The sequence below is a fragment of the Streptomyces sp. BK022 genome, assembly GCF_004217355.1.
In the GTDB taxonomy this organism is placed as follows: domain Bacteria; phylum Actinomycetota; class Actinomycetes; order Streptomycetales; family Streptomycetaceae; genus Streptomyces; species Streptomyces griseoluteus.
Window position 1 is genome coordinate 1,181,944 of the sequence record NZ_SHKU01000002.1, and the last position, 10,543, is coordinate 1,192,486.

The 10,543-nt window shown below is 68.9% G+C and carries 9 protein-coding genes and 1 rRNA gene; 8 read left to right on the forward strand and 2 right to left on the reverse strand.

Annotated features, from left to right (window positions below):
* The first annotated feature begins 134 nt into the window (after positions 1–134).
* Genes EV284_RS11505 through EV284_RS11520 form a run of 4 tightly spaced genes read left to right on the forward strand, consistent with a single transcriptional unit; the run spans position 135 to position 4,985 of the window.
* Positions 135–2,354, forward strand: coding sequence for a polyribonucleotide nucleotidyltransferase (locus tag EV284_RS11505; protein WP_130332876.1), 2,220 nt, complete (start codon positions 135–137; stop codon positions 2,352–2,354).
* Positions 2,351–3,730 carry a pitrilysin family protein gene (locus EV284_RS11510; RefSeq protein WP_130332878.1) on the forward strand — a complete coding sequence of 460 codons (1,380 nt, stop codon included), beginning with the start codon at positions 2,351–2,353 and terminating at the stop codon, positions 3,728–3,730. The genes EV284_RS11505 and EV284_RS11510 overlap by 4 nt, the downstream gene beginning before the upstream one ends.
* A 36-nt stretch (positions 3,731–3,766) precedes the next feature.
* The gene (gene dapB, locus EV284_RS11515) at positions 3,767–4,519 is read left to right on the forward strand and encodes a 4-hydroxy-tetrahydrodipicolinate reductase (protein WP_130332880.1); all 753 of its coding nucleotides are present in this window, start codon (positions 3,767–3,769) and stop codon (positions 4,517–4,519) included.
* Positions 4,520–4,532: 13 nt separating this feature from the next.
* The gene (locus EV284_RS11520; RefSeq protein WP_130332882.1) at positions 4,533–4,985 is read left to right on the forward strand and encodes a hypothetical protein; all 453 of its coding nucleotides are present in this window, start codon (positions 4,533–4,535) and stop codon (positions 4,983–4,985) included.
* A 4-nt stretch (positions 4,986–4,989) separates the two neighbouring features.
* Here EV284_RS11520 and EV284_RS11525 read toward each other — a convergent pair whose 3' ends face one another.
* Together EV284_RS11525 and EV284_RS11530 are read right to left on the reverse strand one after the other, a co-directional pair.
* On the reverse strand, positions 4,990–5,544 hold the full coding sequence (locus tag EV284_RS11525) for a hypothetical protein (protein ID WP_130332884.1): 555 nt from the start codon (positions 5,542–5,544) through the stop codon (positions 4,990–4,992).
* A gap of 91 nt (positions 5,545–5,635) precedes the next feature.
* Positions 5,636–5,872, reverse strand: a complete 237-nt coding sequence (locus tag EV284_RS11530) for a hypothetical protein (protein WP_130332886.1) — start codon at positions 5,870–5,872, stop codon at positions 5,636–5,638.
* A 178-nt stretch (positions 5,873–6,050) separates the two neighbouring features.
* On the opposite strand from EV284_RS11530, the gene thyX reads away from it, so the two are divergent.
* The 4 genes from thyX to EV284_RS11555 all read left to right on the forward strand — a co-directional run.
* Positions 6,051–6,779: an FAD-dependent thymidylate synthase gene (gene thyX / locus EV284_RS11535; protein WP_130332888.1), complete on the forward strand. Its 729-nt coding sequence runs from the start codon at positions 6,051–6,053 to the stop codon at positions 6,777–6,779.
* Between the two features lie 228 nt (positions 6,780–7,007).
* The gene (gene dapA / locus EV284_RS11540) at positions 7,008–7,907 is read left to right on the forward strand and encodes a 4-hydroxy-tetrahydrodipicolinate synthase (RefSeq protein ID WP_030816863.1); all 900 of its coding nucleotides are present in this window, start codon (positions 7,008–7,010) and stop codon (positions 7,905–7,907) included.
* A 156-nt stretch (positions 7,908–8,063) separates the two neighbouring features.
* On the forward strand, positions 8,064–9,749 hold the full coding sequence (locus EV284_RS11545; protein ID WP_130332890.1) for a ribonuclease J: 1,686 nt from the start codon (positions 8,064–8,066) through the stop codon (positions 9,747–9,749).
* A 704-nt stretch (positions 9,750–10,453) separates the two neighbouring features.
* Positions 10,454–10,543 (forward strand): 16S ribosomal RNA (locus EV284_RS11555); the annotation flags it as partial.

Below are 10,543 nucleotides of genomic sequence, written 5' to 3' on the forward strand. Positions count from 1 at the left end.
GTAGTGGCCCCCAGGGGGAAAAGAGACCCTGGGTGCTTCGATCGAAGACCGGCCCGCACCAGACGGAGCGCTTCTCCCACCACCGTCCCCCCCGCCACACGGGCGAACGGGACGAAGACGAGGAGAGAACGCTAGTGGAGAACGAGACCCACTACGCCGAGGCCGTCATCGACAACGGTTCCTTCGGTACCCGCACCATCCGCTTCGAGACGGGCCGCCTGGCCAAGCAGGCCGCCGGCTCCGCCGTGGCGTACCTGGACGACGACACCATGGTGCTGTCGGCCACCACCGCCTCCAAGGCGCCCAAGGACCAGCTCGACTTCTTCCCCCTCACGGTGGACGTCGAGGAGCGGATGTACGCCGCCGGCAAGATCCCCGGCAGCTTCTTCCGCCGTGAGGGCCGCCCCTCCGAGGACGCGATCCTCACCTGCCGCCTGATCGACCGCCCGCTGCGCCCGTCCTTCAAGAAGGGCCTGCGCAACGAGATCCAGGTCGTCGCCACGATCATGGCGCTCAACCCGGACCACCTGTACGACGTCGTGGCGATCAACGCCGCGTCCGCGTCGACGCAGCTCGCCGGCCTGCCCTTCTCCGGCCCGATCGGCGGCGTCCGCGTCGCGCTGATCCGCGGGCAGTGGGTCGCGTTCCCGACGCACACCGAGCTCGAGGACGCCGTCTTCGACATGGTGGTCGCGGGCCGCGTCCTGGAGGACGGCGACGTCGCGATCATGATGGTCGAGGCCGAGGCCACCGACCAGACGATCAAGCTGGTCGAGGGCGGCGCCGAGGCGCCCACCGAGGAGGTCGTGGCCGCCGGTCTCGAGGCCGCCAAGCCCTTCATCAAGGTCCTGTGCCGCGCCCAGGCCGACCTCGCCTCCAAGGCCGCCAAGCCCGAGGGCGAGTTCCCGATCTTCCTGGACTACCAGGACGACGTGTACCAGGCGCTGAAGAAGGCCGTGCAGCCCGAGCTCGCCCAGGCGCTCACGATCGCCGGCAAGCAGGAGCGCGAGGCCGAGCTGGACCGCGTCAAGGCGCTGGCCGCCGAGAAGCTCCTGCCGGAGTTCGAGGGCCGCGAGAAGGAGATCTCCGCCGCTTACCGCGCGCTGACCAAGCAGCTGGTCCGCGAGCGTGTGATCAAGGAGAAGAAGCGCATCGACGGCCGCGGCGTCACGGACATCCGTACGCTCGCCGCCGAGGTCGAGGCCATCCCGCGCGTGCACGGTTCGGCGCTGTTCGAGCGTGGCGAGACCCAGATCCTGGGCATCACCACCCTGAACATGCTTCGCATGGAGCAGCAGCTCGACACCCTCTCCCCGGTGACGCGCAAGCGCTACATGCACAACTACAACTTCCCGCCGTACTCCGTCGGCGAGACCGGCCGCGTCGGCTCCCCGAAGCGCCGCGAGATCGGCCACGGCGCGCTCGCCGAGCGCGCTCTCGTGCCGGTGCTGCCGACGCGCGAGGAGTTCCCCTACGCGATCCGCCAGGTGTCCGAGGCCCTCGGCTCCAACGGTTCGACGTCCATGGGCTCGGTCTGCGCCTCCACCATGTCGATGCTGAACGCCGGTGTGCCGCTCAAGGCCCCCGTCGCCGGTATCGCCATGGGCCTGATCTCCGAGCAGGCCGACGGCGAGACGCACTACGTCACCCTCACCGACATCCTCGGTGCGGAGGACGCCTTCGGCGACATGGACTTCAAGGTCGCCGGCACCAAGGACTTCGTGACCGCCCTCCAGCTCGACACCAAGCTGGACGGCATCCCGGCGTCCGTCCTGGCCGCGGCCCTCAAGCAGGCCCGCGACGCCCGCCTCCACATCCTCGACGTGATGATGGAGGCCATCGACCGGCCCGACGAGATGTCCCCGAACGCCCCGCGGATCATCACCGTCAAGATCCCGGTCGACAAGATCGGTGAGGTCATCGGCCCCAAGGGCAAGATGATCAACCAGATCCAGGAGGACACGGGCGCCGACATCACGATCGAGGACGACGGCACGATCTACATCGGCGCGGTGGACGGACCGTCCGCCGAGGCCGCCCGCGCCACGATCAACGGCATCGCCAACCCGACGATGCCCGAGGTCGGCGAGCGCTACCTGGGTACGGTCGTGAAGACGACCACCTTCGGCGCGTTCGTCTCCCTGCTCCCCGGCAAGGACGGTCTGCTGCACATCTCGCAGATCCGCAAGCTCGCCGGCGGCAAGCGCGTGGAGAACGTCGAGGACGTCCTCGGTGTGGGCCAGAAGGTCCAGGTCGAGATCGCCGAGATCGACTCCCGCGGCAAGCTCTCCCTCATCCCCGTGATCGAGGGCGAGGACGGCTCGGACGACAAGAAGGACGACGCCGACCAGTGACGTCCCGTAGCTTCAAGGCGACGGCCCGCACCTCCTCGGAGGCGCGGGCCGTCGCCCGTACCCAAACCCTCATCAAGGGCCGAGACGGCATCGGCACCGTCCGCAGGACCACCCTCCCCGGCGGCCTGCGCATCGTCACCGAGACGCTGCCCTCCGTGCGCTCGGCCACCTTCGGCATCTGGGCGCACGTCGGCTCCCGCGACGAGACCCCCGCGCTGAACGGCGCCACGCACTACCTGGAGCACCTGCTCTTCAAGGGCACCGACAAGCGCTCGGCCCTCGACATCTCCGCAGCGGTCGACGCTGTCGGCGGCGAGATGAACGCGTTCACGGCCAAGGAGTACACGTGCTACTACGCACGCGTGCTCGACACCGACCTGCCGCTCGCCATCGACGTGGTGTGCGACATGCTGACCGGCTCGCTGATCCGCGAGGAGGACGTCGACGTCGAACGCGGCGCGATCCTCGAAGAGATCGCCATGACCGAGGACGACGCCGGCGACTGCGTGCACGACCTGTTCGCGCACACCATGTTCGGCGACAGCGCCCTGGGCCGCCCGGTCCTCGGCACGGTCGACACCGTCAACGCCCTCACCGCCGACCGCATCCGCCGCTTCTACAAGAAGCACTACGACCCGACCCACCTGGTCGTCGCGGCCGCCGGCAACATCGACCACGCCAAGGTCGTCCGCCAGGTCCGCGCCGCCTTCGAGAAGTCGGGCGCGCTGCGGGACAACGGCGCCCAGCCCATCGCCCCGCGCGAGGGCAGCCGCGCCATCCGCACCGCGGGCCGCGTCGAACTGGTCGGCCGCAAGACCGAGCAGGCCCATGTCATCCTCGGCATGCCCGGCCTCGCCCGCACCGACGACCGCCGCTGGGCCATGGGCGTGCTCAACACCGCCCTCGGCGGCGGCATGTCCTCCCGGCTCTTCCAGGAGGTCCGCGAGAAGCGCGGCCTGGCCTACAGCGTGTACTCCTACACCTCGGCCTTCGCCGACTGCGGTCTGTTCGGGGTGTACGCGGGCTGCCGCCCGAGCCAGGTGCACGACGTGCTGAAGATCTGCCGGGACGAGCTGGACCAGGTCGCCGCGCACGGTCTCAGCGACGACGAGGTCAACCGGGCCATCGGCCAGATGAAGGGCGCCACCGTCCTCGGCCTGGAGGACACCGGCGCGCTGATGAACCGTATCGGCAAGAGCGAGCTGTGCTGGGGCGACCACATGTCGGTGGACGACATGCTGGCCCGGATCGCCGCGGTGACCCCGGACGAGGTCCGTTCCGTCGCCCGCGACATCCTGGGACAGCGCCCGTCGCTGTCGGTCATAGGCCCGCTGAAGGACAAGCAGGCCGCCCGGCTCGACGACGCGGTCGCCTGACCCCCAGCCCCTCAACTGCGGTAAGGAAACGAAGAGATGAGCAAGCTGCGCGTGGCGGTCCTCGGTGGAGGCGGCCGTATCGGGTCCGAGGCGGTACGGGCCGTCGAGGCCGCCGAGGACATGGAGCTGGTCGCCTCCCTGGGGCGGGGCGACAAGCTGGAGACGCTGGTGGACGCCGGCGCCCAGGTCGCCGTCGACCTCACCACCCCGGCCTCGGTCATGGGCAACCTCGACTTCTGCGTGCGCCACGGCATCCACGCGGTCGTCGGCACCACCGGCTGGACCGACGAACGCCTCGCGCAGCTGAAGGGCTGGCTCGACCAGTCCCCGGAGACGGGCGTGCTCATCGCCCCGAACTTCTCCATCGGCGCCGTCCTCACCATGAAGTTCGCGCAGATCGCCGCGCCCTGGTTCGAGTCGGTCGAGGTCGTGGAGCTGCACCACCCCGACAAGGTGGACGCCCCCTCCGGCACCGCCACCCGCACCGCCCAGCTCATCGCCGAGGCCCGCCGCAAGGCCGGCACCGCCGAGGCCCCGGACGCCACGGTCACCGCGCTGGACGGGGCCCGGGGCGCCGACGTGGACGGAGTGCCCGTGCACGCGGTCCGGCTGCGGGGCCTGCTGGCCCACCAGGAGGTCCTGCTGGGCGGCGAGGGCGAGACCCTCACCCTCCGCCACGACTCGCTGCACCACAGCAGCTTCATGCCGGGCATCCTGCTCGGTGTGCGCCGGGTGGGGTCCGCTCCGGGCCTCACCTTCGGCCTCGAACACTTCCTGGACCTGGGCTGAGTACCCCCCCCTCATGCGCGCGAAGATCACTTACCTCGTCACGGCCGCCGTCCTGGTCTTCTACTTCGTCCTGGTCGGCAGCCGGGGCGTGATGCTCATCCAGTCCGGCACGCTCCTCACCGTCACCTTCGGCGTGGCGGTGCTGATCCTGCCGGTCATCGGCGTCTGGTTCCTCTGGAAGAACACCCAGTTCGTCCGCCGGGCCAATCAGCTGGCCGCCGAGCTGGAGGCCGAGGGCGGCCTGCCCGTCGACGAGCTGCGCCGCACTCCGGACGGCCGGATCGACCGCGACTCCGCCGACGAGGTGTTCGCCCGGCGCAAGGCCGAGACCGAGGCCGCCCCGGACGACTGGCGGAGCTGGTTCCGGCTCGCCGTCGCCTATCACGACGCCCGCGACACCCCGCGCGCCCGCAAGACGATGCAGCGAGCCATCGCCCTGCACGACGGCCGCCACATCCCGGCCTGACCCCTCAGCCGCGCCGGTACTCCGCGGCCCACGCCTCGATCGTGTCCGAGGCCCGGTCGAACCCGGCCGGGCGGTTCAGGAAGTCCAGCGAGTGCGTGGTCAGCAGCGGGGGCGTGTCGTCGGGGGCGCGGTCGTCGCGGACCAGCGTCAGCGCCTGCCCCTGCACCGTGCGGGGCAGGCCCAGCCAGCGCACCGGCTGCTGTGCCGTCCGCAGTGAGACCACGCGCTCCCAGGGCACTGTGCGCGTCACCAGGAAGCCGACCTGGCGCAGGCCGCGCGGGCTGACCCAGACGCCCATGCGCAGCACCCGCAGCGCGGCGACGACGATCGCCGCGGTGAGGACGAAGGTGATCCCGGCGGAGGTCGTGGTGCCGGTCAGGGCGGTGAGTACGGCCCCGAACAGCACGAACGAGGAGAACAGCAGCCCCAGCGCCGCCCCGCCCACCCGCCACGGGCCGGGACGGTACGGGCGCCGCCAGCGGTCCCGGTCGTCATAGGGCAGCGAGCTGTCGTCGGCCGCCTCGAAAGTGCGGTCGGCCGTCAGGAAGGGCAGGGGCACGGCTGTTCCTCGCAAGGTCCTCGCACGGGCTTGTGCCCGGTGAGGCTATCCGCCTGTGGCGGGGCTCACCAGCCGTGGACGGCCACAAGGGTCAGTGGCCCGGCGCCGCCTGCGACTGACCGGCCGGCGGCGCGGACGGAGTGGACAGCGCGGGCATGCCCACTATCAGCGCGCCCACTATCCCGGCGACCAGCGTCAGTACGAGCAGCGACCGTCCGGCGCGCTCACCGCGGGACGGCCGCTCGGGGGGCGGAGGAGTGACATTGCCGCGGAACCTGTCGGCCTCGGCGATGAAGGCGAAGGGTACGGGCTCACGACGACGGAACATCTGGGGTGGGTCTCCTTCCGGGGGTCTGCGACCTCACCCCTTCAGACGACGGAGTGACCCAAAAGGTGCCCATGTCCGGAAAACCGCTGGATGCGATTTTTGAGGTGAGGTGTTGCTCTGACCGGTGCGCGTGCCCCGTATGGTGGCTGCAAACCGCAGAAGTGATGGAAGGACCTTTGTGACCACCCCCGAGCCGCTCACGCTCCGTAGCGACGTCACCGTCGAGCTGGTGAAATCCAGCGCCTCCGACAGCGACGTCCTCTTCGCCGCCCGTGTCTCCACCCTCGGCGAGCAGTCCCTGGACGAGCTCCAGAAGGACCCCGAGCGCTCCAAGGGCCTCATCAACTACCTCGTGCGCGACCGGCACGGCAGCCCGTTCGAGCACAACTCGATGACCTTCCTCATCAGCGCCCCGATCTTCGTCTTCCGCGAGTTCATGCGGCACCGCGTGGGCTGGTCCTACAACGAGGAATCGGGCCGCTACCGGGAGCTGCAGCCCGTCTTCTACGTCCCGGACACCTCCCGCAAGCTGGTCCAGGAGGGCCGCCCGGGCAAGTACGTCTTCGTCGAGGGCAGCCCCGCCCAGTACGACGCGGTGCGCGACACCCTGACGGAGTCCTACGAGCAGGCGTACGCCTCCTATCAGAAGCTGCTCGCCGAGGGTGTCGCCCGCGAGGTCGCCCGCGCGGCCCTCCCGGTCGGCCTGTACTCCTCGATGTACGCCACCTGCAACGCCCGCTCCCTGATGCACTTCCTGGGGCTGCGCACCCAGCACGAGCTGGCCAAGGTGCCGTCCTTCCCGCAGCGGGAGATCGAGATGGTGGGCGAGAAGATGGAGGCCGAGTGGGCCCGTCTGATGCCGCTCACCTACGCCGCCTTCAACGCCAACGGCCGCGTCGCTCCGTAACCCTGTTCCCCCGCGCGGAACGGATGTACGGATCAGCCTCCCGAAGTGTCCGTATTGCGGCATTTAGAGAAGTTCATCTAGCCTGATCAAACGGACCCGGCACTGCTTGAACCCCCGAGCAGGCAGTGCCGGGCTCCTTGTCGGCCGGGAGTTTGACCCGCGTTTGTCCTGACTTTCCCGACACCCCACGGGCAGACCATGGATCGAGTACCGAGTAGCGTGTCACCCATGGCTCCGACCTCCACTCCGCAGACCCCCTTCGGGCGGGTCCTCACCGCCATGGTCACGCCCTTCACGGCGGACGGCGCACTCGACCTCGACGGCGCGCAGCGGCTCGCCGCCCACCTGGTGGACGCAGGCAACGACGGCCTGATCGTCAACGGCACCACCGGCGAGTCACCCACCACCAGCGACGCGGAGAAATCGGACCTCGTACGAGCCGTCGTGGAAGCGGTCGGCGACCGCGCCCGCGTCGTGGCCGGAGTCGGCACCAACGACACCCACCACACCCTCGAACTGGCCCGCCAGGCCGAACGCGACGGCGCGCACGGCCTGCTGGTCGTCACGCCGTACTACAACAAGCCCCCGCAGGAGGGCCTGTACCGCCACTTCACGGCCGTCGCCGACAACACCGGCCTCCCGGTGATGCTCTACGACATCCCCGGCCGCAGCGGCGTCCCGATCAGCACCGAGACCCTGGTCCGCCTCGCGGAGCACCCCCGGATCGTCGCCAACAAGGACGCCAAGGGCGACCTCGGCCGCGCCAGCTGGGCCATCGCCCGCTCCGGCCTCGCCTGGTACTCCGGCGACGACATGCTGAACCTCCCCCTGCTCTCCGTCGGCGCGGTCGGCTTCGTCTCCGTCGTCGGCCACCTCGTCGCCCCCGACCTGCGCGCCCTCGTGGACGCCTACACCTCGGGCGACGTCGTCAAGGCCGCCGAGATCCACCAGAAGCTGCTCCCGGTGTACACCGGCGTCTTCCGCACCCAGGGCGTCATGACCACCAAGGCCGCGCTCGCCCTGCTGGGCCTGCCGGCCGGTCCGCTGCGCGCCCCCATGGTCGAGTGCTCCCCGGAGGAGATCGCCCAGCTCAAGATCGATCTTGCTGCCGGCGGGGTACAGCTCTGACAACAGACTTCAGCACCATCCGAGCCACACAACCGCATCACACAACAGCACAGCGGGCGCAGCGGCGTCCCGCCCCCCTTACGACAACCGCACGCACTGAACGTCATGCGCGCCACGTGCCCACCGGTACGTGGCGCGTGTGGTCAGGAGAGTCTTTTGAGTCATCCGCACCCTGAACTGGCCCCGCCGCCGCCGCTCGCCAAGGGCGGCCTGCGCGTCACCCCCCTCGGCGGTCTCGGTGAGATCGGCCGGAACATGACGGTCTTCGAGTACGACGGCCGTCTGCTGATCGTCGACTGCGGCGTGCTCTTCCCCGAGGAGGAGCAGCCCGGAATCGACCTGATCCTGCCGGACTTCTCGTCCATCCGGGACCGCCTCGACGACATCGAGGGCATCGTCCTCACGCACGGTCACGAGGACCACATCGGCGCGGTCCCCTACCTGCTGCGCGAGAAGCCGGACATCCCGCTGATCGGCTCCAAGCTGACCCTCGCCCTGATCGAGGCCAAGCTCCAGGAGCACCGCATCCGCCCGTACACCCTGGAGGTGGAGGCGGGCGACCGTGAGCGGGTCGGCCCCTTCGACCTGGAGTTCGTCGCGGTCAACCACTCCATCCCGGACGCCCTCGCGGTCGCCATCCGCACCCCGGCCGGCATGGTCGTGCACACCGGCGACTTCAAGATGGACCAGCTCCCGCTGGACGGCCGCCTCACCGACCTGCACGCCTTCGCGCGCCTGAGCGAGGAGGGCATCGACCTCCTCCTCTCGGACTCCACGAACGCCGAGGTTCCCGGCTTCGTCCCGCCCGAGCGTGACATCTCCAACGTGCTGGACAACGTCTTCGCGGGCGCGCACAGCCGCATCATCGTGGCGAGCTTCGCCAGCCATGTGCACCGCATCCAGCAGATCCTGGACACCGCCCAGAAGTACGGCCGCAAGGTCGCCTTCGTCGGCCGCTCCATGGTCCGCAACATGGGCATCGCGCGGGACCTCGGCTACCTGAAGGTCCCGCCGGGCCTGGTCGTCGACGTCAAGCAGCTCGACGACCTGCCGGCCGACAAGGTCGTCCTGGTCTGCACGGGCTCCCAGGGTGAGCCGATGGCGGCCCTGTCCCGCATGGCCAACCGGGACCACCAGATCCGCATCGTCGAGGGCGACACGGTCATCCTGGCCTCGTCCCTCATCCCGGGCAACGAGAACGCGGTCTACCGCGTGATCAACGGCCTCACCCGCTGGGGCGCCAACGTCGTGCACAAGGGCAACGCCAAGGTGCACGTCTCGGGTCACGCTTCCGCGGGCGAGCTGCTGTACTTCTACAACATCTGCCGCCCGAAGAACCTCATGCCGGTCCACGGCGAATGGCGCCACCTGCGGGCCAACGCCGAGCTGGGCGCCGCGACCGGCGTCCCGCACGACCGGATCGTCATCGCCGAGGACGGCGTCGTCGTCGACCTGGTCGAGGGCAAGGCGAAGATCGCGGGCAAGGTCCAGGCCGGTTACGTCTATGTCGACGGCCTCTCGGTCGGTGATGTGCGCGAACCCGCGCTGAAGGACCGCAAGATCCTCGGAGACGAGGGCATCATCTCGGTCTTCGTGGTGATGGACGCGTCCACGGGCAAGATCACCGGTGGTCCGCACATCCAGGCCCGCGGTTCCGGCATCGACGACGGCGCCTTCGCGGAGGTCCTCCCGAAGATCACGGAGTCGCTGGAGCGGTCCGCCCAGGACGGCGTCGTGGAGCCCCACCAGCTCCAGCAGCTCATCCGGCGGACGCTCGGCAAGTGGGTCTCGGACACCTACCGCCGGCGCCCGATGATCCTCCCGGTCGTCGTCGAGGTCTGATCCACGACGCGCTGACCTGCACTGGGGCCCCTCGACACCGGTCGAGGGGCCCCAGTCGTATCGCCCGGGGGAACGCCTGCTCGAAAAAATCTTGACAGCACGGGTTGACACCCCCCTGGCCGATCCGTAGAGTCCTTGGTCTGCCCCGGAGCCGTAACGGTTCCGCGGTGGCACCTCGCCGCGTAAGCGGCACTCAACCACCAGTACGACCATCCCCCTGGGATTGCTTTCGGCACGTCCGAATTCAATTCGAATGGGAACCGGCGGCCCGATTAGGAACTGCCGGGGATGATCCGCTAAGGTTTGAGACGTCGGAACGGCCCAGCGGGCCGGGAAGACAACCCCCTCTGACTGGGAATCAGACGCCGAAAGGATCTGATAGAGTCGGAACCGCCGGAAAGGGAAACGCGAAAGCGAAGAACTGGAAAGCACCGAGGAAATCGGATCGGAAAGATCTGATAGAGTCGGAAACACCGAAGGGAAGCCCGGAGGAAAGCCCGAGAGGGTGAGTACAAAGGAAGCGACCGTTCCTTGAGAACTCAACAGCGTGCCAAAAATCAACGCCAGATTTAGTTGATACCCCGTCTCCAGCATCTGCTGGGACGAGGTTCCTTTGAAAAAACACAGCGAGGACGCTGTGAACCATCGGACTATTCCTCCGGTGGTTCCGCTCTCGTGTGTGTCGTCCCGATTACGGGAAAACATTCACGGAGAGTTTGATCCTGGCTCAGGACGAACGCTGGCGGCGTGCTTAACACATGCAAGTCGAACGATGAACCACTTCGGTGGGGATT

Bases quoted from the DNA above. Each gene is read 5' to 3' on its own strand.
- EV284_RS11520 (WP_130332882.1), top strand. From the start codon at position 4,533: ATGCGCGCGAAGATCACTTACCTCGTCACGGCCGCCGTCCTGGTCTTC.
- dapA (WP_030816863.1), top strand. From the start codon at position 7,008: ATGGCTCCGACCTCCACTCCGCAGACCCCCTTCGGGCGGGTCCTCACC.
- dapB (WP_130332880.1), top strand. From the start codon at position 3,767: ATGAGCAAGCTGCGCGTGGCGGTCCTCGGTGGAGGCGGCCGTATCGGG.
- EV284_RS11530 (WP_130332886.1), bottom strand. From the start codon at position 5,872: ATGTTCCGTCGTCGTGAGCCCGTACCCTTCGCCTTCATCGCCGAGGCC.